Source organism: Stenotrophomonas sp. 610A2 (genome assembly GCF_030549615.1).
Taxonomy (GTDB): Bacteria; Pseudomonadota; Gammaproteobacteria; order Xanthomonadales; family Xanthomonadaceae; genus Stenotrophomonas; species Stenotrophomonas pigmentata.
The window spans coordinates 4,049,774-4,072,092 of record NZ_CP130832.1 but is presented as its reverse complement, the minus strand read 5'-3'; the positions used below and the strand labels follow the sequence as shown (position 1 = coordinate 4,072,092).

25 protein-coding genes are annotated in these 22,319 nt (G+C 64.6%); 14 read left to right on the top strand and 11 right to left on the bottom strand.

What is annotated here, in order from left to right:
• Nucleotides 1-98: 98 nt before the first annotated feature.
• Entirely contained in the window at nt 99-566 is a 468-nt protein-coding gene (msrB, locus tag Q5Z11_RS18055; protein ID WP_303747675.1) for a peptide-methionine (R)-S-oxide reductase MsrB, read from the bottom strand.
• 117 nt (nt 567-683) lie between these two features.
• Between msrB and Q5Z11_RS18050 the strand changes: the two genes are divergently transcribed.
• Nucleotides 684-1,088 carry a classical arabinogalactan protein 4 gene (locus Q5Z11_RS18050; protein WP_303747674.1) on the top strand — a complete coding sequence of 135 codons (405 nt, stop codon included), beginning with the start codon at nt 684-686 and terminating at the stop codon, nt 1,086-1,088.
• 229 nt (nt 1,089-1,317) lie between these two features.
• Here the strand turns inward: Q5Z11_RS18050 and Q5Z11_RS18045 are convergent, their stop codons facing one another.
• The gene (locus Q5Z11_RS18045; RefSeq protein WP_303747673.1) at nt 1,318-1,794 is read right to left on the bottom strand and encodes a winged helix-turn-helix transcriptional regulator; all 477 of its coding nucleotides are present in this window, start codon (nt 1,792-1,794) and stop codon (nt 1,318-1,320) included.
• A gap of 150 nt (nt 1,795-1,944) precedes the next feature.
• Between Q5Z11_RS18045 and Q5Z11_RS18040 the strand changes: the two genes are divergently transcribed.
• Together Q5Z11_RS18040 and alr are read left to right on the top strand one after the other, a co-directional pair.
• Nucleotides 1,945-3,210 carry a D-amino acid dehydrogenase gene (locus tag Q5Z11_RS18040; protein WP_303750083.1) on the top strand — a complete coding sequence of 422 codons (1,266 nt, stop codon included), beginning with the start codon at nt 1,945-1,947 and terminating at the stop codon, nt 3,208-3,210.
• Nucleotides 3,210-4,286 carry an alanine racemase gene (alr, locus tag Q5Z11_RS18035; protein ID WP_303747672.1) on the top strand — a complete coding sequence of 359 codons (1,077 nt, stop codon included), beginning with the start codon at nt 3,210-3,212 and terminating at the stop codon, nt 4,284-4,286. The genes Q5Z11_RS18040 and alr overlap by 1 nt, the downstream gene beginning before the upstream one ends.
• A 142-nt stretch (nt 4,287-4,428) precedes the next feature.
• On the opposite strand, the gene Q5Z11_RS18030 is transcribed toward alr, so the two are convergent.
• Entirely contained in the window at nt 4,429-4,998 is a 570-nt protein-coding gene (locus Q5Z11_RS18030) for a DUF3016 domain-containing protein (RefSeq protein WP_303747671.1), read from the bottom strand.
• Between the two features lie 183 nt (nt 4,999-5,181).
• On the opposite strand from Q5Z11_RS18030, the gene Q5Z11_RS18025 reads away from it, so the two are divergent.
• The 5 genes from Q5Z11_RS18025 (at nt 5,182) to Q5Z11_RS18005 (ending at nt 10,092) form a co-directional block, all read left to right on the top strand.
• Nucleotides 5,182-7,200, top strand: a complete 2,019-nt coding sequence (locus tag Q5Z11_RS18025; protein ID WP_303747670.1) for an ATP-binding response regulator — start codon at nt 5,182-5,184, stop codon at nt 7,198-7,200.
• A gap of 64 nt (nt 7,201-7,264) precedes the next feature.
• Complete coding sequence (locus Q5Z11_RS18020) at nt 7,265-7,558, top strand: DUF3247 family protein (protein WP_303747669.1); 294 nt, start codon at nt 7,265-7,267, stop codon at nt 7,556-7,558.
• Between the two features lie 94 nt (nt 7,559-7,652).
• Nucleotides 7,653-8,711: a class I SAM-dependent methyltransferase gene (locus Q5Z11_RS18015; RefSeq protein WP_303747668.1), complete on the top strand. Its 1,059-nt coding sequence runs from the start codon at nt 7,653-7,655 to the stop codon at nt 8,709-8,711.
• Nucleotides 8,708-9,415, top strand: a complete 708-nt coding sequence (locus Q5Z11_RS18010) for a pseudouridine synthase (protein ID WP_303747667.1) — start codon at nt 8,708-8,710, stop codon at nt 9,413-9,415. The genes Q5Z11_RS18015 and Q5Z11_RS18010 overlap by 4 nt, the downstream gene beginning before the upstream one ends.
• On the top strand, nt 9,415-10,092 hold the full coding sequence (locus Q5Z11_RS18005) for an HAD family hydrolase (RefSeq protein ID WP_303747666.1): 678 nt from the start codon (nt 9,415-9,417) through the stop codon (nt 10,090-10,092). The genes Q5Z11_RS18010 and Q5Z11_RS18005 overlap by 1 nt, the downstream gene beginning before the upstream one ends.
• 195 nt (nt 10,093-10,287) lie before the next feature.
• Here Q5Z11_RS18005 and Q5Z11_RS18000 read toward each other — a convergent pair whose 3' ends face one another.
• On the bottom strand, nt 10,288-10,851 hold the full coding sequence (locus tag Q5Z11_RS18000) for a DUF1415 domain-containing protein (RefSeq protein ID WP_303747665.1): 564 nt from the start codon (nt 10,849-10,851) through the stop codon (nt 10,288-10,290).
• A gap of 222 nt (nt 10,852-11,073) precedes the next feature.
• On the opposite strand from Q5Z11_RS18000, the gene Q5Z11_RS17995 reads away from it, so the two are divergent.
• The 3 genes from Q5Z11_RS17995 (at nt 11,074) to Q5Z11_RS17985 (ending at nt 14,865) form a co-directional block, all read left to right on the top strand.
• Nucleotides 11,074-12,537, top strand: a complete 1,464-nt coding sequence (locus Q5Z11_RS17995; protein WP_303747664.1) for a benzaldehyde dehydrogenase — start codon at nt 11,074-11,076, stop codon at nt 12,535-12,537.
• A gap of 13 nt (nt 12,538-12,550) precedes the next feature.
• Nucleotides 12,551-13,675 (top strand): NAD(P)-dependent alcohol dehydrogenase, encoded by a 1,125-nt coding sequence (locus Q5Z11_RS17990; RefSeq protein ID WP_303747663.1) that lies wholly within the window; start codon nt 12,551-12,553, stop codon nt 13,673-13,675.
• 92 nt (nt 13,676-13,767) lie between these two features.
• On the top strand, nt 13,768-14,865 hold the full coding sequence (locus Q5Z11_RS17985) for a helix-turn-helix domain-containing protein (protein WP_303747662.1): 1,098 nt from the start codon (nt 13,768-13,770) through the stop codon (nt 14,863-14,865).
• A gap of 21 nt (nt 14,866-14,886) precedes the next feature.
• On the opposite strand, the gene Q5Z11_RS17980 is transcribed toward Q5Z11_RS17985, so the two are convergent.
• Nucleotides 14,887-15,372 carry a YajQ family cyclic di-GMP-binding protein gene (locus Q5Z11_RS17980; protein WP_293705345.1) on the bottom strand — a complete coding sequence of 162 codons (486 nt, stop codon included), beginning with the start codon at nt 15,370-15,372 and terminating at the stop codon, nt 14,887-14,889.
• 173 nt (nt 15,373-15,545) lie between these two features.
• Entirely contained in the window at nt 15,546-16,517 is a 972-nt protein-coding gene (locus Q5Z11_RS17975; protein ID WP_303747661.1) for a mitochondrial fission ELM1 family protein, read from the bottom strand.
• Between the two features lie 131 nt (nt 16,518-16,648).
• On the opposite strand from Q5Z11_RS17975, the gene Q5Z11_RS17970 reads away from it, so the two are divergent.
• The gene (locus Q5Z11_RS17970; RefSeq protein ID WP_282272292.1) at nt 16,649-17,239 is read left to right on the top strand and encodes a malonic semialdehyde reductase; all 591 of its coding nucleotides are present in this window, start codon (nt 16,649-16,651) and stop codon (nt 17,237-17,239) included.
• Nucleotides 17,240-17,329: 90 nt separating this feature from the next.
• Nucleotides 17,330-18,037: a YceI family protein gene (locus Q5Z11_RS17965; RefSeq protein WP_303747660.1), complete on the top strand. Its 708-nt coding sequence runs from the start codon at nt 17,330-17,332 to the stop codon at nt 18,035-18,037.
• Between the two features lie 278 nt (nt 18,038-18,315).
• Here Q5Z11_RS17965 and Q5Z11_RS17960 read toward each other — a convergent pair whose 3' ends face one another.
• Together Q5Z11_RS17960 and Q5Z11_RS17955 are read right to left on the bottom strand one after the other, a co-directional pair.
• On the bottom strand, nt 18,316-18,639 hold the full coding sequence (locus tag Q5Z11_RS17960) for a hypothetical protein (RefSeq protein WP_303747659.1): 324 nt from the start codon (nt 18,637-18,639) through the stop codon (nt 18,316-18,318).
• A 71-nt stretch (nt 18,640-18,710) separates the two neighbouring features.
• Nucleotides 18,711-18,920 carry a hypothetical protein gene (locus Q5Z11_RS17955; RefSeq protein WP_303747658.1) on the bottom strand — a complete coding sequence of 70 codons (210 nt, stop codon included), beginning with the start codon at nt 18,918-18,920 and terminating at the stop codon, nt 18,711-18,713.
• A 98-nt stretch (nt 18,921-19,018) separates the two neighbouring features.
• Between Q5Z11_RS17955 and Q5Z11_RS17950 the strand changes: the two genes are divergently transcribed.
• Nucleotides 19,019-19,921 carry a LysR substrate-binding domain-containing protein gene (locus Q5Z11_RS17950; RefSeq protein WP_303747657.1) on the top strand — a complete coding sequence of 301 codons (903 nt, stop codon included), beginning with the start codon at nt 19,019-19,021 and terminating at the stop codon, nt 19,919-19,921.
• 50 nt (nt 19,922-19,971) lie between these two features.
• Here Q5Z11_RS17950 and Q5Z11_RS17945 read toward each other — a convergent pair whose 3' ends face one another.
• The 3 genes from Q5Z11_RS17945 to Q5Z11_RS17935 are packed head-to-tail and all read right to left on the bottom strand — an operon-like array spanning nt 19,972 to nt 22,276.
• Entirely contained in the window at nt 19,972-20,295 is a 324-nt protein-coding gene (locus Q5Z11_RS17945; protein ID WP_303747656.1) for a DUF3325 domain-containing protein, read from the bottom strand.
• A complete protein-coding gene (locus Q5Z11_RS17940; RefSeq protein WP_303747655.1) occupies nt 20,288-21,949 on the bottom strand; it encodes a PepSY-associated TM helix domain-containing protein in 1,662 nt (553 codons plus the stop codon). Before Q5Z11_RS17940 ends, Q5Z11_RS17945 begins: the two co-directional genes overlap by 8 nt.
• A 12-nt stretch (nt 21,950-21,961) precedes the next feature.
• Complete coding sequence (locus tag Q5Z11_RS17935) at nt 21,962-22,276, bottom strand: iron uptake protein (protein ID WP_303747654.1); 315 nt, start codon at nt 22,274-22,276, stop codon at nt 21,962-21,964.
• Nucleotides 22,277-22,319: the final 43 nt, after the last annotated feature.

Genomic DNA, 22,319 nt, shown 5'->3' with positions numbered 1-22,319 from the left:
TACCAGGAAGCCATCCCCTGTAGAGCCGAGCCATGCTCGGCTGGGGTTTTACCGGTAACGCTTCTGCCGAGCATGGCTCGGCACTACAGGTGCTGCGACTACGCTGCCGGCGCTGCCTCGGCACCACCACGCTGCAGCGGGTCCGGGTAGGGCTGGCCATTCTCTACAAAGCCCAGCGATACTGAGTTCAGGCAATGCCGTTCAAAGGTCGGCGGTGGGCCATCCGGGAACACATGGCCGAGATGGCTGCCGCAACGCGCGCAGACGATCTCGGTGCGGATCATGCCGTGGCTGATGTCGCGGATCTCGCGCACATGGGCCGGATCGAACGGGGCGAAGAAGCTCGGCCAGCCGGTGCCCGAATCGAACTTGGTGCTGGAGCGGAACAGTGGCAGTGCGCACAGGCGGCAGCAGTAGACGCCATCACGCTTGTTATCCAGGAACACGCCACAGAACGGTGCCTCGGTGCCGTGCTGCAACAGCACGCGCTGCTCTTCGCTGCTGAGCCCGGCGATCAGGGCATCACGTTGGGTGGAACTGGGAGGGGTCAGGTCGAAGGCAGTCATCGCGTGGCATCCGTGGGACAGGTATCAATGGTAGGGGCGGGCAGGGGCCAGTCCAAGGGCGCATTCATGGCGGCGCAAGCTGGGCCGGCGCATGCTCAGCGCATGCAGGAACGGGAGATGCAGATGAGACCGATGGCGTATCTGGCGCTGGCAGTGCTGGCGTTCGTGCCGTTGTTCGCTCACGCACAGCTGCAGCAGCCACCGTCACCGACTGCAACGCGTCCGGTGACGCTACCGCCGTCGTCCCGGCAGCCGGTAACGGTGCCCACCGATCCGCGGGAGGAGGCTGTGCGGCTGCCGCCACGGCCCGTCACCAAGCCCAAGCCGGCTCCGAAAGTGAAGCCGATCACCCAGCCGCCGCAGCCCGTGCGCCCGATCTACGACAGCAAGGGCCAGCCTGCGCCGCACATGCGCCAGACCAGCCCGGGCCGGGTGTTGGATACACGCACCAATCGCTATTACGACACCGTGCCCAGCGGCTTGGGGCAGCAGGTGGTGCCGCCGCCGGCAGGCACGCGCTAGCACACCGTAGTGCCGAGCCATGCTCGGCAAGGGCCGTACCGATAGAGCATCCGCGTAATGCCGAGCCATGCTCGGCAAGGGGCATTCCAAGCCAAAGTCAAAAGCGACCCCTCCCCAACCCTCCCCTTGGCCTGCGGCCAAAGGGAGGGGGCTCAAAAGCCCCCCTCCCCAGCGCTCCCTTTGGCCTGAGGCCAAACGGAGGGGGCGTGCTGCCGAGCGTGGCTCGGCACTACTCGATGGGCAGGCACAGGGTCTCTTTTACTTCTTCCATCACGATGTAGCTTTTCGATTCACGCACGTGCGGCAAGGTCAGCAGGGTGCTGCCCAACAGCTTGCGGTAGGAGGCCATTTCGTTGATGCGTGCCTTGAGCAGATAATCGAAATCACCGGACATCAAATGGCATTCCAGTACGTTGGGCAGCTTCAGCGCCGCACGCCGGAATTCCTCGAAGATGTCGCCGGATTTGTAGGCCAGGCTGATCTCCACGAACACCAGCAGGCTGGCTTTCACCGAGGACGGGTCCAGCCGCGCGTAGTAGCCGGTGATCACCCCTTCGCGCTCCAGCCGGCGCACGCGCTCGGTGCAGGGCGTGGTCGACAGGCCGACGCGTTCGCCCAGCTCGGTGAAGGAGATGCGGCCCTCCTGCTGCAGGATGCGCAGGATCTTGCGGTCGATCTTGTCCAGTTCGCGGCTGCGGGTGGCCATGGCGGCTCTGCTTTTGATGAACGAAACGGGAAATTAACCTGATTCGGCAAGCTAATACAGGGAAAACAACTGCTTGACCGTGAATATACTGCGCGGTTCCTAGCCCCTGCTGCCCCGAGCGCAGGGAATGATGTGGTCCGGAGAATGAAAATGCGCGTTCTGGTGCTTGGCAGCGGTGTGATCGGCACGACCAGTGCCTGGTATCTACGGCAGGCCGGCTTTGAGGTCACCGTGGTGGATCGGCAGCCGGCGCCGGCGCTGGAAACCAGCTTCGCCAACGCTGGACAGCTGTCCTTCGGCTATACCTCACCGTGGGCGGCGCCAGGCGTGCCGCTGAAGGCGGTCAAGTGGTTGTTCGAGGAGCATGCGCCGCTGGCCATCCGTCCGACCGGCGACCTCAACCAGTACCGCTGGCTGTGGCAGATGCTGCGCAACTGCACCTCGGCCCGCTACGCGGTCAACAAGGCGCGCATGGTGCGGGTGTCCGATTACAGCCGCGATTGCATCAACGAGCTGCGCGCCGCCACCGGCATCGACTACGAAGGCCGCCAGCTCGGCACCACCCAGTTGTTCCGCACCCAGCAGCAGCTGGATGCCGCCGCGCAGGACATCCAGGTGCTGCGCGAATACGGCGTGCCCTACGAAGTGCTGGACCGCCAGGGCATCGCCCGGGTCGAGCCGGCGCTGGCAGGCAAGACCGAGATGCTGGTCGGCGCGCTGCGCCTGCCCGAGGACCAGACCGGCGATTGCCAGATGTTCACCACCAAGCTGGCGGCGTTGGCTGAAGCGGCCGGTGTCGAGTTCCGCTTCGACCAGGACATCGCCTCGATCCAGACCGATGGTGACCGCATCACCGGCGTGCGCATCAATGGCAAGCTCGAGACTGCCGATCACTACGTGCTCGCGCTGGGCAGCTACTCGCCGCAACTGCTGGCCCCGCTGGGCATGCAGCTGCCGGTGTATCCGCTTAAGGGTTACTCGCTGACCCTGCCGATCACCGATGCGGCGATGGCACCGAATTCGACCATCCTCGACGAGAGCTACAAGATCGCCATCACCCGCTTCGAGGACCGCATCCGCGTTGGCGGCATGGCCGAGGTGGCCGGTTTCGACCTGTCGCTGGAGCCGCGTCGTCGCGCCACGCTGGAGAAGGTGGTCAAGGATCTGTATCCGGACGGCGGCGATCTGTCGAAGGCCAGCTTCTGGACCGGCCTGCGCCCGGCTACGCCGGACGGCACCCCGGTGATCGGCGCAACGCCATATCGCAACCTGTTCCTCAATACCGGCCACGGCACCCTGGGCTGGACCATGGCGGCGGGTTCGGGCCGTTACCTGGCCGATCTGATGAGCGGCAAGAAGCCGCAGATCAGCACGGAAGGCCTGGATATCTTCCGTTACGGCAAGGGCCAGCACTGATGCGTCCGGCACAGGCACTGATCGACCTGGACGCACTGCGCCACAACTACCGGCTGGCTCGCCAGTTGGGCGGTGGCAAGGCCTTGGCGATCATCAAGGCCGATGCCTACGGCCACGGTGCGGTGAACTGCGCACGCGCGCTGCAGGACGAGGCCGATGGTTTCGGCGTGGCCTGCATCGAAGAAGCGCTGGAACTGCGCCAAGCGGGTATCCGTGGCCCGATCCTGCTGATGGAAGGCTTCTTCGACGCGGCCGAACTGCCGTTGATCGTCGAGCACGATTTCTGGGTGGTGGTGGCTACGACGTGGCAGCTGGAAGCGGTGGAGGCATTCAAGACCGATGCCACGTTGCGCATCTGGCTCAAGCTGGACAGCGGCATGCACCGGCTGGGTTTGTCGCCGGAGGAATTCCGCGACGCACACGCACGCCTGACTGCATTGCCGCAGGTCGGCCCGCTGGTGCTGATGACCCACCTGGCACGTGCCGATGAGCTGGACAGCAACCGCACCCGCGAACAGCTCGATGTTTTCGTCCGTGCCACCGAAGGTTTGGCCGGTGAAACCAGCCTGTGCAATTCGCCGGCGCTGTTGGGCTGGCCTGACGTGCGCAGTGACTGGGTACGCCCGGGGCTGATGTTGTACGGTGCCGATCCGCTGTACCCGCAGCCCAGCCCGCACGCCGCGCAGCTGCGCCCGGTGATGACCCTGCAGTCGCGGGTGATCGCGGTGCGTGAACTCGCCGTCGGCGAACCGCTGGGTTACGGCGCGCGTTTTGTTGCTGAAAAGCCAACGCGCGTGGGCGTGGTGGCGATGGGCTATGCCGATGGCTATCCGCAGTTCGCACCCAATGGCACGCCGGTGCTGATCGATGGCGTTCCTGGTCGTTTGATCGGCCGGGTATCGATGGACATGCTCACCGTTGACCTGACCGATCACCCGCAGGCCGCACGCGGCAGCATCGTGCAGTTGTGGGGCAATGCACCGACCATCTCGGAGTTGGCACCGCGCTGCAATACCAGCGCCTATCGCTTGCCGTGCAGCCTGAAGCGCACCCCGCGGGTGTATCTGTCGGCGTAACGCGTCTGCGGGATCAGGTAGTGCCGAGCCATGCTCGGCAGGGGCGTTACCGATAGAGCCTCTGCCGAGCATGGCTCGGCACTACAGATGAAAAAAAAGGGCCGCATTGCGGCCCTTTCTGTTTCCATCCATCAATTGCGAATTACAGCCCGGCAGTACTGCGATCACTCTGCAGCTCACGCCGCACCCAGTCATTGAGCAGGCGCTTTTCATAACGCAGCGGGTCGGTGTTGTTGGGCAGGCTGCTGTTGAGCAGGTAGCCGCTATCGGAGAGCTTGCGCTCGCCCTGGTCGATGACCTGGCCATTGGCGTCGGTCAAGGTGAACTGCAGGGTGATGCGCGGCGGGTAGATATCGCGCATCACGCGCACGTCATCCAGGCGCGGGCCATGCCATGGCTCGTAATCACCGGCACGTTTGATGTCGGTGATGGTCACATCCAGCTTCTGTCCGGGCGGCAACTGCTTGCTCGCCTGCGTGCGCAGGTACTCGGCCAGGGTCTCCACCCAGTTACCGCGCTCGGCATCCCAACGGTTGCGGCTGTAGCGCAGTTCGGTGAATTGGGTTGGATCGGTCCATTGCACCTGTACCGGGCCTTCGACACTCAGGGCACGCGGTGCCTCGGGGTCGGTAACAGTACGCGGCTTGGCTTCGGCGGCGCCGACGGCCAGCAGGCAGGCCAGGGCAAGTCCGGTAATGGTCAGGGTTTTCATTACGTACTCCTGGGGACTTCGATGAGCGAAGTGTGAAGCCGATACGCATACGCTGCAATGAATGGCCCGAGGCGGGCTACGTTGGATTGCACGATGGTTCATCATCACGGGGTGTGGATCGGCCATCGCCCAGACTCCCCGGCGTCCACCTCCTTCTTTGCCGCTACCTGCTCCCTCCCGACAATGCCCGCTCCCAACCCGGACTCACACCTTTCGTTGCTGTCTCTGGACGAAGAGGATCTGGATAGCTCCAGCCTCTATCGGGAGGTATTCAATGCGGTGGCCAGTGGCTTCTGCGTGATCGAGCTGGTGTTTGACGGTGGTGTCGCGGTCGATTTCATCTACCGCAAGGTCAACGCCGGTTTCCAGAGGGTGACCGGGCTGAGCAATGTCACTGGTCGTCGTGCCAGCGAGGTGGTGCCGGCAATGGAAGCGGACTGGTTCCAGGCCTTTGCCAAGGTGCTGAGCGATGGTGGCATCAGCCAGTTCGAGCGTGAGGTGTCGGCACCGGCGCGCTGGTACTCGGTGGAAGCGGTACGCATCGGCAGGCCGGACAAACACCAGGTGGCGGTGTTCCTGTTCGATATCTCCGCCCGCAAGCGCATTGAAACCGAGTTGGCCGAAAGCGAGGCACGCTTCAGCGCCCTGGCCGATGGCCTGCCGATGCCGGTATGGGTGCTGGACGATCAAGGCCAGCTGCGCTTCGTCAATGCCGCGTTCTTTACCTTCTTCGGGCTGCATCCGGATCAGGAGCTGGGCGCGGATCCCTGGCAGCGGCTGCTGCACCCGGATGAACTCGCTTCGTTCCAGTTCCAGCTGCAGGCCGCCCTTGCCGAGCGCAGCGAGCTGCACACCAATACCCGTGTGCGCCGCCATGACGGGCAATGGCGCTGGTTGGAAATGAACGCGGTTCCGCGTTTTTCGGCAGATGGGCGCTTCATCGGCCTGGCCGGCAACAGCCCGGACATCACCGAGCGCCGCGAGGTCGAAATGGCCCGCGAAGACCTGCTTACCGCCGAGCGCGTGGCGCGCAACGCGGCCGAAGGCATGGCGCGGATGAAGGATGAGTTTCTCGCCACGCTTTCGCACGAGCTGCGCACGCCGCTGACCACCGTGCTGGGCTGGAGCGAGTTATTGCTGCAGCGGATGGAGCCCGATCATCCGATGCGGCGTGGCATGGAAGTGATCGCCAGCAGCGCGATGACGCAGAAGCACCTGATGTCGGACATGCTCGACCTGAGCAGCATGTTGCTGGGCAAGGTGCAGCTGGAAGTGGAAGTGCTGGATCTGGTCGAGCAGGTGCGTGAAGCCGTGCGCGCGCAGGAGCTGGTGGTCGAGGGCAAGGCGCAGACGATGCTGGTCGAATTGCCCGAGTTGCCGCAACCGGTGCTCGGTGATGCCACCCGCCTGCAGCAGATCCTGGGCAACCTGCTGTCCAATGCGATCAAGTTCACCCCGGTGGAAGGGCGGATCGAGGTCAGCCTGCTGCATGAGGCCGGGCATCTGGTGGTGCAGATCAAGGATGACGGCGACGGCATTGCGCCGGAATTCCTCGAGCATCTTTTCAGCCGCTTCAGCCAGGCAGACAGCACCACCACCCGCCGCCACGGTGGCCTGGGCTTGGGCCTGGCCATCGTCCAGCAGTTGACCGAGCTGCATGGCGGCACCGTGTCGGCCGCCAGTGCCGGTGCCGGGCGCGGCTCCACCTTCCGCGTGCGCCTGCCGGAGTTCCAGGCACAGAAGGCGGTCAGCCACCCGCGGCGACGGGTACAGCGTGGGCGCATCGGCGAGCAGGTGCTGGTACCCAATGCCTTGCAGGGCCTGCGCGTGTTGGCGGTGGAAGACCAGGTCGACATGCTGGGCTACATCCGTCGCTTGCTGGAAGAGCAGGGCGCGTCCGTGGTTACCGCCAATACCGCTGCCGAAGCGCTGGAGCTGCTGGACCTGCGCGGGCATACCGCCTTCGATGTATTGATCAGTGATATCGGCATGCCGGGCATGGATGGCTACGGCCTTATCCACACCTTGCGGCAAACCCTGGGTGTGGCTGCCGACGAGCTGCCAGCAGTGGCGGTGACCGCGCTGGCCCGCGCCGATGATCGGCGCCGTGCGTTCTCCTCAGGGTTCCAGGGGCATGTGGCCAAGCCCTACAGCGTGACCCAGCTGATTTCTGCAATCCGCGACGCGCGCCTGCCGCGCTGATTTCTTTGCATGGGTTTCACGCGAAAAAGCGCTAATGTGATGGCGTTCACCTGCGGACGCTGCCATGCCCCTGTACGCGCCCCACGTTTATTCCGACCCGATGTTCATCGCATCGCTCGAGGCGCTGCTCGGCCAATTGCCTGAGCAGGCGCGGGTAATGCTGGTACTCAAGGACGGCAGCCGGGTTGCCGGCACCGTCACCGCACAGCCGGCATTGCAGCACTTTGCCGACCATAACGAGCAGCCCGGGGTGAACGCCACGGTGCGCCTGGAAGACCTGTTGCGGGCCTGCCAGGAGCATGTGATCTGGCTGGACAGCGTGCTCCAGGTGCTGCACCTGCCTGCCGCCGAACCCTGACCCAGCGCGGCCGCGAGGCCTCATTCAGCTGGCTGCGGCCGGTGAGCGGGGCTGGCCCGGTAGAATGGCCGGCCCTGCTAGACGAATTACCGGCATGCCTGCTGCGCACGACGCTCCGTTGGAAACCCTGTTCCTCCCGTTCTCCAAGGCTGGTCTGCGCTGGCCGCAGGGGCCGGTACTGTTCCTGCGCGCGCAGGACGGTTGGTCGTTGCGCGAGCACGCAGATGCCTCGCAGCTGGTCTGTTCGCAGAGCTTCCGCCCGTTTGCCGACGCCCTGCAGCGCAGCGGCTGGGAAGTGCGCGATGAGCAGGCGTTGGAGCAGTCCGACGAACGCTACGCGCTGGTGCTGGTGCTGCCGCCGCGGCAGCGAGACGAAGCCCGCGCGCTGTTTGCGCAGGCACTGGGCAAGCTGGCCCCGGGCGGCATCATCCTCGCCTGCCAGTCCAACAACGAAGGTGCCCGCTCCGGCGAAAGCGACCTGCAACAGCTGGCCGGGCTGGGTGGCACGCTGACCAAGAACCACTGCCGTGCGTATTGGTCGGTACCGGCCGAGGGCAAGCACGACGAGGCCTTGCACAAGCGCTGGGCGGCACTGGATGCACCGCGCAAGATCGTTGATGGCCGCTTCCTGAGCCGCCCCGGTGTGTTCGCCTGGGACCGCATCGATCCGGCCTCGGCCCTGCTGGTGGAACAGCTGCCGGCGGATCTGGCCGGCCGTGGTGCCGATCTGGGCGCTGGCTGGGGCTATCTGGCGACCGAAGTACTGGCGCGCTGCCCCAAGGTCACCGCGCTGGACCTGTACGAAGCCGAGGCGCGCGCGCTGGCGCTGGCCCGCCACAACCTGGCCGACGCAGGCGAGCGGGTGAAGCTGGATTTCCGCTGGCAGGACGTCACCGCCGGCATTGATGGTCGCTATGACTTCATCGTCTCCAACCCGCCGTTCCACACCCCGGCGCGCGAAGACCGGCCCGACATCGGCCGCCGCTTCATCGCCGTGGCCGCGCAGTCGCTGCGTCCGGGCGGTCAGTTGTTCATGGTGGCCAACCGCCATCTGCCCTACGAGCAGATCCTCACCGAGAGCTTCGGTGAAGTGCGGGTTGCTGCCGAGCGTGATGGCTTCAAGGTCATCGTCGGCACCCGGGGCCGCGCATGAAGCTGGTCAAGCACATCGCCAACCTCGGTTACGGCAGCCGCAAACAGGTACAGATGATGTTCCGCGAAGGCCGCATCACCGATGCACAGGGTGATGTGCTGTATGCCGACGACAAGGTCGAGCACGACAACATCCGCATCGATGACGAAGTGCTGGACCCGCCGCCGGGGTTGATCCTGATGCTGCACAAGCCGGCTGGATACACCTGTTCCACCAAGGACCACGGTCGCCTGATCTATGAGCTGCTGCCGGAGCGCTTCCGTGACCGCGATCCGGTGCTGTCCAGCGTTGGCCGTCTCGATCGCGACACCTCGGGCATGTTGCTGATGACCGATGACGGCCAGCTGCTGCACCGCATCGTCTCGCCGAAGTCGAAGCTGGACAAGGTCTATGAAGCACAGCTGGCGGAAGATCTGAGCGGCAACGAGACCGCGCAGTTCGCCAGCGGCGCGCTGTTGCTGGAATCGGACGACAAGCCCTTGTTGCCGGCCGAGCTGGAAGTGCTGGGCCCGCGCGCTGCACGTCTGACCCTGCACGAAGGACGTTATCACCAGGTGCGGCGCATGTTCGCGGCGGTGGGCAATCACGTGCAGGCGCTGCACCGTTCGCGCATTGGTGGACTGGGTCTGGGTGATCTGCCTGAAGGCCAATGGCGTCAGCTCGATGCCGCTGATCTGGCCGTACTGTTCGGAGAGCCGGTCTGATGGAATTGCTGTTCCGTCCGCAGGCGCTGGTGTTCGACATGGATGGCCTGATGCTGGACAGCGAACGCGCGCTGATGGGCTGCCTGGAGCGCACCGCGCAGGATCACGGCTATGCATTGCCGCATACGCTGCTGCTGTCCCTGATCGGCTCTTCCGATGCCACCACCCGGCAGAAGCTGGCCGACGTGCTGGGCATGCAACGGACCGACGCGTTGTTGGCCGACTCCTATGCGCGTTATGCCGACATCGTCGATGCCGGCGTACCGTTGCGGCCGGGCATCATCGAATTGCTGGAGCTGCTGCGTGAGCACGACATCCCGCGCGCGGTGGCCACCGCCACCCGTTCACCGTTGGCCCAGCGCAAGCTGGAGGCGGCGGGTTTGCTGCAGTATTTCCAGTTCGTTGCCACCAGCAGCGATGTCGCCCATTCAAAGCCGGCGCCGGATATCTATCTGCACGCCGCGCACGGATTGGGCATCGCTCCCGCACATTGCCTGGCATTGGAAGACTCACCAACCGGCGTGCGTGCGGCCCTTGCGGCCGGCATGACCACCATCCAGATTCCAGACCTGCTGGAGCCGGACGAAGAAGTGCGCGGCTATGGCCACCACATCACCGCCTCGCTGCACGACGTGCGCGAGCTGCTGCAGCAATGGCTGCCGGTAAGCGCGGCCTAGGTCTCACGGTAGTGCCGAGCCATGCTCGGCAGAGGCCTTACCAGCAATGTCGCAGCCAAACGCTTCACCTGTAGTGCCGAGCCATGCTCGGCATTGGCATTACCGGTAAAGCCTCTGCCGAGCATGGCTCGGCACTACATTGAGCATTGCTGGTAAGGCCTCTGCCGAGCATGGCTCGGCACTACAGGTCATCTCTCAGGCGTTGCCTTCACCGCCCGCCAACACGCGGTGCCAGCCTTCCACGCCCAACTTGTCCAGCGTGGCGATGTTGCGCTCGACGATCACGTCCGGGTCCGGGAACGCGGCCACCGCACGCTCGACGCTGTCTTCGCGCAGCAGGTGCAGGGTCGGGTAGGGCGAACGGTTGGTGTAGTTGCTGACGTCATCGGCGGCAGCACCGGCGAACTGATACTGCGGGTGGAAGCTGGCCACCTGCAGGATGCCCTGCAGATCCAAGGCTTCCACCGCCGCATCGGCGTTCTCGAGGAAGTCGTTGTAGTCCAGGAAATCTTCCAGAACGTCCGGGTGGATGATCAGCGTGGTATCGATCTGCTCGGCCGGGGTGTCGCGCAACAACACCAGCTCCTCGGCCAACTGCTCCAGCAGCGCCTCGGGAGTGCTGGCATCGCTGAGCACGAAGCGTACCTGCTGCTTGACGTAGACCGCCTTGGCGAACGGGCACAGGTTCAATCCGATCACGGCCTTCTCCACCCAGTTGCGGGTGACGGCGATGGGATCGATGGCGGCTTCTTCGTTCATGGCTGGCGCTCGGGCTGGCAGGGCAGGCGATTGTAGTGGTCATCGCTGCCGGCTGCCCTCGTGCTGTCATCGGGCTGGCATTCACTGTCCACAAACTGGACACCGTGCATTGTGGAAAACCCCATGGTTTCAGCGGGTTGCAAGGATCTTGCCGAAGGCTAATAGGCACTGGCCGGGCGCAGGTATTCAATGTCGGCACAGACCACGCTAGGAGTACAGGCAATGGCAGAACAGGTATTTCTTCCCCCCGCGCTATGGGCGGGCAAGCAGTTTGATGGTCAATGGCAGGCCGGCAGCAGCCAGCAGGATGTGATCGAGCCGGCCACCGGCAAGGTGCTGGGCAGCATTGCGATGGCCGACCCGGCGCAGATCGCGCGCTCGGCCGCCGCCGCTGCCAAGGCACAGCGTGACTGGGCCAGCGCGCCTTATGAAACCCGCGCGCAGGTGTTGCGTCGCGCCGCGCAACTGGCCGATGAACACGCGGCCGAGATCATCGACTGGCTGGTACGTGAGTCCGGTTCGACCAGGCTCAAGGCCGGCTTCGAGAACAAGGTAAGTACCAAGGCCCTGCACGGGGCCGCCGCGCTGCCTTCGCGCAGCGTTGGTGAGATCCTGCCGTCGGCGTCGGGCCGGTTGAATCTGGCGCGACGTCGGCCGCTGGGTGTGGTCGGCGTGATCTCCCCGTTCAACTTCCCCCTGTACCTGGCGATGCGTGCCGTTGCGCCGGCGCTGGCGCTGGGCAATGCGGTGGTGCTCAAGCCCGATCCGCGCACGGCTGTATGTGGTGGCTTCGTGATTGCACGCCTGTTTGAACTGGCCGGGCTGCCGGCCGGTGTGTTGCACGTGTTGCCGGGCGACGGCGCGGCGGGTGCGGCGCTGACCAGCGATCCCAATATCGCCATGATCCAGTTCACCGGCTCCACTGCTGCTGGTCGCAAGGTTGGTGAAGCAGCCGGTCGGCACCTGAAGAAAGTGTCGCTGGAACTCGGCGGCAAGAACGCGCTGATCGTGCTCGACGATGCCGATATCGACCTGGCCATCGCCAATACCGCCTGGGGCGTCTATCTGCATCAGGGCCAGATCTGCATGGCCACCGGCCGCGTGCTGGTCCAGCGTGGCATCTATGCGCAGTTCCTTGAGAAGCTCATCGCCAAGGCGCAATCACTGACCGTTGGTGATCCGGCGCTTGCCGATGTCGCACTGGGCCCCTTGATCAACGCACAGCAGCGCGATCATGCCGCGCGCGTGGTGGCCGAGGCCGCTGCGGCTGGTGCAACGCTGGAAACCGGCGGCAGCTACCAGGACCTGTTCTTTGAACCGACCGTGCTCAGTGGCGTGAACAGGACCAACCCTGCTTTCAGCGAAGAGATCTTCGCACCGGTGGCGGTGGTGGTGCCGTTCGACAGCGACGAAGAGGCCGCGGCGCTGGCCAACGAAACCGAGTACGGCCTGTCGATGGCCATCGTCTCCAGCAATGTTGGCCGCGCCCTGAAGCTGGGCGAGCAGCTGCACACCGGCATCCTGCATATCAACGACCAGACCGTGAATGACGAGGTCATCAATCCGTTTGGCGGTGTCGGTGCCTCTGGCAATGGCAGCAGCATCGGTGGCCCGGCCAACATCGAAGAGTTCACCCAATGGCAATGGCTGACCATCAAGGGCGAAGCCCCGGCCTATCCACTCTGAACAGGAGAAACCCATGAGTGCATCTGCAGAACTGCGTGACATCACCGTGGCGGTGGTGCGTGAGAAGGAACAGCCTTTCACCATCGAGAACGCCCGCATCCGTGGGCCCAAGGATGACGAGGTATTGGTTCGGGTGATTGCCACCGGCCTGTGCCACACCGACCTGATCGTGCGCGACCAGTACTACCCGGTGCCGCTGCCGGCGGTGCTCGGCCACGAAGGTGCGGGCGTGATCGAAGCGCTGGGTCCGGGCGTCAAGGATCTGAAGGTCGGCGACCATGTGGTGCTCACCTACGGTGCCTGTGGCCACTGCAATCCCTGCAGCGGTGGGCATGGTGCCTACTGCAAGGATTTCTTCGGCCTGAATTTCGGCGGTGGTGAACTGGATGGCAGCACCGCCATCCAGGACCCGCAAGGTCAGCCGCTGCATGACCACTTCTTCGCCCAGTCCTCGTTTGCGACCTATGCGCTGAGCCGCGAGAACAATGCGATCAAGGTGCCGGTCGATGCGCCGTTGGAGCTGCTTGGCCCGTTGGGCTGTGGCATCCAGACCGGTGCCGGTGCGGTGATCAACTCGCTCAAGGTTGGCGCCGGCAGCAGCTTTGCGTCCTATGGCGCAGGTGCGGTTGGCCTGAGCGCGGTGATGGCTGCGCGTGTGGCTGGTGCGACCACCATCATCGCCATCGACGTGGTGCCGTCGCGGCTGGAGCTGGCCAAGGAGCTGGGTGCCACCCACACCATCAACAGCCGCGAAGTGGATGTGGTCGAAGCAGTGCGTGCTATCACCGACGGCGGCGCTGACTTCGCGCTTGAATCGACCGGTCGCCCGGAGGTACTGGCGCAGGGCATCGAGGCGTTGGGCGGACTTGGTGTGATGGGTGTGGTGGGTGCGCCCAAGCTGGGCACCAAGGCCGAGTTCGACGTCAACAACCTGCTGCTGGGCGGGCGCAGCATCCGTGGCATCGTCGAAGGCGACAGCGTGCCCAAGGTATTCATTCCGCAGCTGGTACAGCTGTACCAGCAGGGCCGCTTCCCGTTCGACAAGCTGGTGAAGTTCTACCCGCTGGAGCAGATCAACCAGGCGGCCGAGGACAGCACCAAGGGCATCACCTTGAAGCCGATCCTCAAGATCGGTTGATGGAACAAACCATCGCGGGCCGGGCTGGCCCGCGATGGTGATCCAGTCAGCGAGCGAGGTGTAGGCTTGGGGCAGTTGTCTGGAGGACGCCCATGGCCACCACGCTCGTGCAACAGCAGCAACGCCTGGCGGCAGCGCGACAGCGCTTCGCGGAAGGCGGCAGCCTGCCTGCGCAACTACTGGCACCGGCCGTGCTGCGTTCCTGGGAGCGCTCGCGGCAAGCTGGCGTGCGCCCGCAACAGGCGCCGCAGTATTCATCGTTGGCGCAGCGCAAGCTGCGTCTGGACGATCCGGCCGATCGCCTGCTTGCGCGCTGTGTGCGGCAGGACATGGATGACCTATGGGCGGCGTTCGGTGGCCGACGTTGGACCCTGTTCTGCGTCAACCGTGATGGCCTGATCATCGCCCAGCGCGAACACGGTCTGGGCGATGAGGCGATACTGCGGCCTATCCAGGTCGGGCGCCGCGTGCGCGAGATCGAGATCGGCACCACCGCGCCGTCCTGCGCGCTGGCCGAGGATGCACCTGCGCTGGTGCGCGGCAACGAGCATTACCTCGATGAATTCTCGAAAGTGTATTGCCTGAGCGTGCCGCTGCACGGCGCGGATGGCGAAGTGCTGGGCGCATTGGATATCACCGGCATCGGTGAGCGCGACAGTGAACTGCTGCGTGGCTATTTTCGCCAGGCCGCATTGTCGATTGAGAACCAGCTGATCCAGCAACAGCGCGATTGTCATCTATTGGCCGTGCAGCACGACGCGCGCTGGTTGGGCACGCCGCTACAGGGCGTGCTGTCGGTGGACGACGACGGCCAGCTGCGTGCCGCCAACAGCGTGGCGCGGCGCCTTCTTGGCCTGCCGCGCAGCGGCGCACTGCCGTTGATGAGCCTGGATGGTGTGTTTGCCGAAGCCAGCGTGCACCAGCGTCGCCGCCTGTTGCAGGCCGGGCCGGTACATCGGGTGCCGCTGCGTGCGGACAGTGCCTTGCAGGTGCAGTACCTGCGCGGGCCGGTACGCGCGCGTGCCAGTACCCAGACGGTGGCGATGGCAGCGGCGAGTTCGTTGCGTGTGCAGGGTGTACAGGCGGTACGTGAAGCGGTGGCTGCGCATGCTGGCAATCTCAGCGCCGCGGCACGTCAGCTGGGTATTTCGCGCACCACCCTGTACCGCAAGCTGCAGCAGGCCGGTTGAGCCTGCTGCAACGGGTTTACATCAGTCGCGGAAATTGTCGAACTGCAGCGGCTGTTCGAAGTCGCCCTTCTTCAGCAGCGCCATCACTTCCTGCAGGTCATCGCGCTTCTTGCCGTTGACGCGCAGCTTGTCGCCGTTGATCTGGGTGTCGACCTTGATCTTGGACTCCTTGATCTTGGCGGCGATCTGCTTGGCCAGCTTCTGCTCGATACCCTGCTTGACCGTCACCTGCTGGCGCGCGCCACCCAGGTTGGTCTCGATGTCGCCGAATTCCATGCAACGGAAGTCGATGTTACGCGCGGCCAGGCGCTGCTTGAGGATGTCCGACATCTGCTTGAGCTGGAAATCGGTAGGTGCGGTGAGCTTGATCAGCTTCTCGCCATCCTGCTCGAAGCTTGCGGCCACGCCCTTGAAATCGAAGCGGGTGGACAGCTCGCGGTTGGCCTGGTCGATGGCGTTGGTCAGCTCGTGCTTGTCAACTTCGGATACGACGTCAAAAGAAGGCATGGGGCCTGCTCCAATCAGAAAACAGCGGTCATTCTAGGCGATTGGCGGGCATGGGATGGTGGAGGCGCTAGCCATGGTTGTTGTCGTTGCTGCTGCGGTTGCTGTTGTCGTTGCCTTGGCAGGACCGAAGTCGAGGGCCGCAGTTGGAAGCAGCGCAGCGACAACAGCCACGCTCACAACCCCAAGCGCAGCTTCACCTCAGCCGCAATCCGGGTGGTCTCGCGCAATGGCTCAACCGCGAGATTCAAGTCAGCATCAAACGCCGCCAGCCCATCCAGCAACCGCCCTCGCTCCCGCAAGGCCTGCTGGAAGCGCGCCATCCGTTCCTGCGAGCGCTGGCCCAGCAGCACGCCGACCGGCACACGGGTGGCGCAGGCTTCCGACAGCAGGTTGACCGAGTCCGGTGTGCAGACAATGCGGTCGGCCCAGCCCAGCAGGCCGGCATAGGGATTTGAGCCGTCGCCGCCATCTGCCCAGATCACCCCGGGCACGTCATCGAAGGCCCGCAGCAGGGCGGCGGTCACCGGCTTTGGGGTGCGCCGTGAGGTGGTGGCCAACACGCTGCCGCCTTCGGCGCGGATACGCGCCGCCAGTTGCTCGAACAGCGGTTGGATGTCGTTGTCCTGCCACGGCGCGTGATCGGTGGGGCCGCCAACCAGCAAGGCGGTGCGCGGGCCTGGCAGTTGCTCGAAGCTGGAGAACGCGGCCCGGCCCCAGGCCAGCCAGTCATCGCTGACCGGGTTGAGGCTGCCCAACAGGGTCAGCACGTTGTCCGCGCGCAGGCGGTCGTGTTCGGGCACCACCAGCAGGTCCCAGTGGCGCGGGGGAATACGAGGGTCGAGGATCTGTACGGTGCGGCTGCCGCGTTGGCCCAGTACCCGCAATGCGCCCGCCGCCTGCCGGCCGCAACCAATCGCCAGCGCTGGAGGGTTGCCGGCCAGCTGCGCGAACTGCGGCCCAAAGCCCCGCGCAGCGCCCGGCAGCAGGCGCGGCGACAGCCAGCGCCACGGCGGCCGTGGCAGCAGTTGCAGGCGCTGCTGGCCGCCCAGCGCCAGCGCGGACGCCAACGCCACCGCCTGGCGCACGTTGCCTGCGCGGCCGTCGGTGATCGTCCATGGGAGCGTCGATCGTTTCGCGTATGGCATTAATTCGTTTCAGTAAGGCTGGGTGTTGCAACAGCCAGAGGGCTCTACACTGAGGCCTCTGATCGGCGTGTCATTGTCCGGGGCCGACCCGTGCAATGTCACGACCGTAGCCAATTCACCACGGAGTTTCCATGTCCGACATCTTCAACGATGCCGCGCTTGACCAGCTGTTCCGCACCGCTCGCACCCAGAACACGTTCCAGGACCGTCCGGTCGAGGACAGCCAGCTGCGCGCCCTGTATGACCTGCTGAAGTGGGCACCCACCTCCGCCAACGCCAGCCCGGCGCGCTTCGTGTTCGTCAAATCGGCCGAAGCCAAGCAGAAGCTGGCACCGGCCCTGTCCGAGGGCAACCTGGCCAAGACCCTGGCTGCCCCGGTCACGGCGATCATTGGTTTTGACCTGGATTTCCACGAGAAGCTGCCTTACCTGTTCCCCCACACCGATGCCAAGGCCTGGTTTGACGGCCCGCGCGAAGGCCGCCACGAGGCTGCGTTCCGCAACGGCAGCCTGCAGGGTGCCTATCTGATCCTCGCCGCACGCGCGCTGGGATTGGATGCGGGCCCGATGTCGGGCTTCGACCCGGCGAAGGTGGATGAAGCGTTTTTTGCCGGCACCGCCATCAAGTCCAATTTCCTCGTCAATCTGGGCTATGGCGACCCGTCCGGCATCTTCCCGCGCCTGCCGCGGCTTTCGTTCGACGAAGCCGCGCGTATTGCCTGATTGTTGAAGTGTTCCACGCGGCGTCCGTCACGTTGGCTGACGCCTTGCTTGTCCAGAATTATCCCGTCTATCACCTCCAAGGAGAGATCCATGTCCGCTATGACCAAGTTGCTGCTCCCGCTGGCCCTGGCCGCCGCCATCACCGCCTGCTCCAAGCCGGCTGACACCGCTGCCCCGGCTGCCGCCCCGGCCGAAACCGCCGCTGCTCCGGCCGATGCCGCTGCTGCCCCGGCTGCCCCGGAAGCTGCTGCGATCCAGATCGCCGCCGGCACCTACAAGCTCGACCCGACCCACACCGACGTGCTGGTGCAGTGGAGCCACATGGGCTTCTCCAACCCGAGCGCGCATTTCGGCAACGCTGACGGCACCCTGGTGTATGACGCCGCTGACGTGGGCAAGTCCAGCGTGGAAGTGACCCTGCCGCTGTCCGGCTTGAACAGCTTCACTGCCAAGTTCGACGAGCACCTGCGCAGCGCCGATTTCTTCGACGCCGCCAAGTTCCCGACCGCCACCTTCAAGAGCACCAAGGTGGAAGCAGCCGGCATCAACAAGCTGACCGTGACCGGTGACCTGACCGTCAAGGGCATCACCAAGCCGGTGGTGTTGGACGTGACCGTCAACGGTGCCGGCGAGCACCCGATGGCCAAGGTGCCGTCGGTCGGCTTCGACGCCACCACCACCATCAAGCGCAGCGATTTCGGCGTGGGCGCCTACGCCCCGGCCGTCAGCGACGACGTCAAGGTCCGCATCACCACCGAAGCCTCGATCCCGAAGGCCGAGGAAGCTGCAGCCAAGTAATCGCGCCAGCGGTTTCTTCGCAGCACGCAGTAAACGCAAAGGCCCGCCATTGGCGGGCCTTTGTTGTTAAGCCCTGAAGCCCCTCTCCCTCCGGGAGAGGGGTTGGGGTGAGGGTAGGCGAAAGCGCGTCAAGCAAGTCGCAACATGGCTTCCCTGCCTTTGTAGGAGCGGCGTAAGCCGCGAAGCCGATACATCATCAGTTGGCAAAGATGCGGATGGCTTCAATTCCGTCAGCTTCGCGGCTTACGCCGCTCCTACAGATGAACCCCAATCCGCGCTCAACCAAGCCGCGCTGGCACCCCTGCAAGTCGTACATGCCCCACCAATTGCCGCAGATAGCCGCCGGCTGCACACAGCAGCGCATCACCAACCGGCTTCAACGCGCGCCTACCCCAGCGCTGATGGAAATGCCGCGCATACGGCAGCACTACGTCCGAAAAGATCACCATCAGCTGGGCGGAGAAAAGCGCGAACAGCAGCTCCAATCCCAGCGCATCCAGCACAGGCACCAAGGTGGCCAGTTCCGGGTTGGAGACGATGCACAGGATCACGACGGCGGTAAGCAAGGCGGCCGCTCGGCCGCGCCAGTTGTGGGTTTTCATTTGTTGAACCATAGCAAGTAGCGGGCAGGCTGATGGGCCGCGTCTCATGTGCGCTACTTGCTGCGAACCGTTCACCGGTTCGAACAGGTATCGGCCAGGTGGCGCGTGGCGCGTTCCGTTTCATTGGATGCCGCCTGGCCTTGTTCGCCCGAGCACAGCTTGCTGGTAGCAGCCACCTTTCGAGCCGGGCTGTTGGATTCGCCTTCCCCCGCCAGCTGCCTCGCCAGCTCGACATTGACGATATGTCCTTGCATGAACAGCAGGTCGGTATACACGCTCATTTCCCTACTCCTTGTTGAGAGGATTTGAGGTTAGTTCCGGGCTATAGTCCGGAAAAGCGAGCATCCTTCAATCAAGTATTGAGTAAAACTCAAGTTTAATGTCCAGGCCGCCACTCCAGTTCCTGCAGGGCTTCGTGCTTGCCGCACGCATGGGCAACATGTCGCGCGCTGCCGAGGCGATGAATGTCACCGTCAGCGCCTTGAGCCACCAGATGCGACAGCTGGAGCAGCGGCTCGGCTATCCGCTGTTGCTGCGGCAGGCACGCGGCGTGGCGCCGACGCAGGAAGGGCGACGCCTGCTCGATCAGATCGGCCCCCACCTGGATGCGATCAACGAGGTCTTCCGCCCGTTCCAGGCGCGCCGCGATTGCGTGTTGTCGATCAGCGCGGTGCCGACGATGGCATCGGCTTGGCTGGTGCCACGCCTTGGCCGTTTCGTGGCGGCGTATCCGCAGATCGAGATCAACCTGCAATCCAATCAGCTACTGATCGATTTCGAGCGGCAGCTGCAGTTCGATGGCGCGATGCGTATCGGTGATGGTCGCTGGCCGGGAGTGATCGCCGAGCCCTTGATCGATGAGTGGCTGGTGCCGATGGCCAGCCCGGCACTCGTGGAGCGCATGGGCGGCATTGGCGCGAAGCCGCTGGCGGAGTGGCCGTTGCTGGGTGACCCGGATGGCGAGTGGGACCGCTGGTTCGCCTTGACCGGCGCGAATGCGCCCAAGCGTTACGTTGCGATCTTCGATGACTCCGAATCGCACCACCGTGCGGCCTTGGAAGGCGTTGGCGTTGCGCTTGGGCGGGTGACGCGCGCGCAGCTGCTGCTGCAGTCAGGCCAGTTGCAGTTGCTGTCCGCTCACCGGTTGAAGACGGCCTGGTCGCACTGGCTGGTCTATCCGGAACGATCGAAGGACCATGCTGGTTTCCAGGCCTTCCGGCAATGGCTGCATGCGGAAGCCGCCGAGTACCGAGTGCTGATGGGTGAACAGCCCCAGCAGTGATCCGCGTGTCGGCACATGCAACCGCGACTTGCAGCGATCGGCTTGCTCGTTTACTTGATCCACGGCGCCAGAACACGCAGCCGCTGCGGCTGCGAGGACAGCGTAAACGCCACCAGCAGGGCAGCACCGCTCAAGGCCATTACCCATACCAGCACCGCCATCGTGGCGTGATCCACGGCCAGGCAGAAAACCAGTGCAACGCCGATGCTGCAGCTACCGAGGATGCGCAGCAGGCGCAGGACGGCGGGCGAGGGCTGGCGCTGCCATACCTGTGCGGCATGTACCTGCATCGACAGCGCCAGCCAGGCCATGCCGGTAAGGCTGGTCAACAAAGCAGCAGCGAGCATCAGGTTGGCGGACAAGGGCTCAGGCATGTGCATTCTCGCGATGTGCGGCGTGTTTGGCATGCGCGCGCTGGCCCAGCTTGCGTGCGGTCAGTACGGCAATCACCGCGCTGCCAAGCAGGAACAGGTCGATGCCAGCCACCGGCCAGTAGCCGCGCGACAGCGTGCGCAGCAGATGGTCACCGGTGGTGATCCAGTTCAATGCCACGGCTGCGACGGCCATCACTGCGATGGCCCAGGTCTGCTCGCGCCATGCCGGGTTGGTCAGGCCGCGTGCCACCGGCGCGCCGCGCATGCCGGCATGTACCAGCGCCAGCGCCCACACTGCCCAGAACGCATAGCGCTCCCAGTCGCCACGGCCGGGCAGCGCTTCGGGCAGCAGGCGGTTGGCGATCAGGATGCCGAGCGTGGCCAGGACCATGCCGGTTACCGTGGTCACTGCCAGCGCATCCACGATGCGCGCGCCCTGGCTGCCCTGCAGGGCGTGCTGACGCTTGCGTTTCTCGACGAAGAAGATGAAGCCGGTGGCAATGCACACTGCACCAGCAAGCCCGCCGAGCACGTATAGCCAGCGCAGCAGCCAATGGCGGAAGTGCTGCAAATGCAGGCCGGTGAGGAACTCGGCCATGCGTGCTACCGGCGTGGCGGCCGGATCTTCGCGGATCAGCTTGCCGTCGGAGGATTTGAAGTGGATGCCATCGCCTACCAGTGCGATGCGATCGGTGCCGGCGCGGTAGACGCTGACGTAGCCATTGGCATCGCCAACATGCTGCAGCACCAGGAAACCGACGTCGCCGGCCTTGTCATTGGCCTCCCAGCGCCGCTGCGCCTGCGCGACCATCGCATCCACTGATGCCAGCCCAGCAGCGACGCCTGCACGCTGGTGCGGCAGACCAGTTTCCTGCGCTTCCACCCGCTCGTGCAGGTCATGCAGGTCGTGCAGCTGGGTGTGGCCGACCGGAAAATAATAGGTGCCGGCGAAGATCAGCAGGCCGGTCAGCGCGAAAAAGAAATGGAACGGCAAGGCAACCACGCCGGTGAGGTTGTGCAGGTCCAGCACACTGCGCAGGCGGGCCTTGTCGGGGCGAAAGGTGAAGAATTCGCGGAAGATCTTCCTGTGCATCACCACGCCGCTGATCAACGCGGCCAGCATCACCAGGGCGGAGAAGCCGACGATCCAGATGCCCAGGTTCTTCCAGTCCAGGGTCAGGCCGTAGTGCAGCGGGAAAAAGAAGCCACTGCCGATCTTCAGATGATCGTCCGGCAGCACGCTGCCGTTGCGCGGATCAATGGTGGCGTAGGCCCAGATCAGTTCTTCCGGGTCCTTGGCATTGGGCACCTGGTAGCCGGCATACAGGGCCAGCACCGGATCGCGGTGGGTGGTGTACGCGCTCCAGCTGGCGACCTTGTCGAAGTGCGTGGGCATGGGCCCGTTGACCAGCGGACGCATCGCATCGATGGCCTCCTTGGTCGGCTGCATGCGCTCGAACGCAGGCCGCAGGATCTTCTCGAAGGACGGCATCGGCTGCGCTTCGATGCGCGTGGCGGGAATCGCCCAGCGGTCGATTTCACGGTCGAAGACGGACAGCGCGCCAAAGAAGAACGCTGCCATCAATACGAAACCGAGCACCAGGCCGAACCAGGTATGCAGCCACGCCATTGCTTGCCGGAAACTATTGAACATGGACTTCTCCGCTCATACCAGCAGGGATTGTACGAGTGAGGCAATCCCTGCCATCAACAGGCCGCCGCCGAGCAGCACGATCCAGATGCGCAACAGGCGCTTGGTCGCGATGCTCCACAGGAAGACCACCACGTAGGTGACCAGGCCGATGAAGGTGCCCAGGAATTCGGCATCGTGGAAGTCGAGTTTGGCGGCGAACAGCAGACTGGTAGCCATGGCCACCGTGCCCCATGCGAAGACATAGCCGCCGAGCATTGCGGCCAGCACCCGCAGCACGACCTGTTGGCGCGAGCGGGAAGGAGCAGTGATGGTGGTTGGTTGGGACATGGCGGTGGTGGTGTCTCGGGTATCAGTTCGGGTGGAGCTTCGT

Bases quoted from the DNA above. Each gene is read 5' to 3' on its own strand.
- msrB (WP_303747675.1), bottom strand. From the start codon at position 566: ATGACTGCCTTCGACCTGACCCCTCCCAGTTCCACCCAACGTGATGCC.
- Q5Z11_RS18050 (WP_303747674.1), top strand. From the start codon at position 684: ATGCAGATGAGACCGATGGCGTATCTGGCGCTGGCAGTGCTGGCGTTC.
- Q5Z11_RS18045 (WP_303747673.1), bottom strand. From the start codon at position 1,794: ATGGCCACCCGCAGCCGCGAACTGGACAAGATCGACCGCAAGATCCTG.
- Q5Z11_RS18040 (WP_303750083.1), top strand. From the start codon at position 1,945: ATGCGCGTTCTGGTGCTTGGCAGCGGTGTGATCGGCACGACCAGTGCC.
- alr (WP_303747672.1), top strand. From the start codon at position 3,210: ATGCGTCCGGCACAGGCACTGATCGACCTGGACGCACTGCGCCACAAC.
- Q5Z11_RS18030 (WP_303747671.1), bottom strand. From the start codon at position 4,998: ATGAAAACCCTGACCATTACCGGACTTGCCCTGGCCTGCCTGCTGGCC.
- Q5Z11_RS18025 (WP_303747670.1), top strand. From the start codon at position 5,182: ATGCCCGCTCCCAACCCGGACTCACACCTTTCGTTGCTGTCTCTGGAC.
- Q5Z11_RS18020 (WP_303747669.1), top strand. From the start codon at position 7,265: ATGCCCCTGTACGCGCCCCACGTTTATTCCGACCCGATGTTCATCGCA.
- Q5Z11_RS18015 (WP_303747668.1), top strand. From the start codon at position 7,653: ATGCCTGCTGCGCACGACGCTCCGTTGGAAACCCTGTTCCTCCCGTTC.
- Q5Z11_RS18010 (WP_303747667.1), top strand. From the start codon at position 8,708: ATGAAGCTGGTCAAGCACATCGCCAACCTCGGTTACGGCAGCCGCAAA.
- Q5Z11_RS18005 (WP_303747666.1), top strand. From the start codon at position 9,415: ATGGAATTGCTGTTCCGTCCGCAGGCGCTGGTGTTCGACATGGATGGC.
- Q5Z11_RS18000 (WP_303747665.1), bottom strand. From the start codon at position 10,851: ATGAACGAAGAAGCCGCCATCGATCCCATCGCCGTCACCCGCAACTGG.
- Q5Z11_RS17995 (WP_303747664.1), top strand. From the start codon at position 11,074: ATGGCAGAACAGGTATTTCTTCCCCCCGCGCTATGGGCGGGCAAGCAG.
- Q5Z11_RS17990 (WP_303747663.1), top strand. From the start codon at position 12,551: ATGAGTGCATCTGCAGAACTGCGTGACATCACCGTGGCGGTGGTGCGT.
- Q5Z11_RS17985 (WP_303747662.1), top strand. From the start codon at position 13,768: ATGGCCACCACGCTCGTGCAACAGCAGCAACGCCTGGCGGCAGCGCGA.
- Q5Z11_RS17980 (WP_293705345.1), bottom strand. From the start codon at position 15,372: ATGCCTTCTTTTGACGTCGTATCCGAAGTTGACAAGCACGAGCTGACC.
- Q5Z11_RS17975 (WP_303747661.1), bottom strand. From the start codon at position 16,517: ATGCCATACGCGAAACGATCGACGCTCCCATGGACGATCACCGACGGC.
- Q5Z11_RS17970 (WP_282272292.1), top strand. From the start codon at position 16,649: ATGTCCGACATCTTCAACGATGCCGCGCTTGACCAGCTGTTCCGCACC.
- Q5Z11_RS17965 (WP_303747660.1), top strand. From the start codon at position 17,330: ATGTCCGCTATGACCAAGTTGCTGCTCCCGCTGGCCCTGGCCGCCGCC.
- Q5Z11_RS17960 (WP_303747659.1), bottom strand. From the start codon at position 18,639: ATGAAAACCCACAACTGGCGCGGCCGAGCGGCCGCCTTGCTTACCGCC.
- Q5Z11_RS17955 (WP_303747658.1), bottom strand. From the start codon at position 18,920: ATGAGCGTGTATACCGACCTGCTGTTCATGCAAGGACATATCGTCAAT.
- Q5Z11_RS17950 (WP_303747657.1), top strand. From the start codon at position 19,019: ATGTCCAGGCCGCCACTCCAGTTCCTGCAGGGCTTCGTGCTTGCCGCA.
- Q5Z11_RS17945 (WP_303747656.1), bottom strand. From the start codon at position 20,295: ATGCCTGAGCCCTTGTCCGCCAACCTGATGCTCGCTGCTGCTTTGTTG.
- Q5Z11_RS17940 (WP_303747655.1), bottom strand. From the start codon at position 21,949: ATGTTCAATAGTTTCCGGCAAGCAATGGCGTGGCTGCATACCTGGTTC.
- Q5Z11_RS17935 (WP_303747654.1), bottom strand. From the start codon at position 22,276: ATGTCCCAACCAACCACCATCACTGCTCCTTCCCGCTCGCGCCAACAG.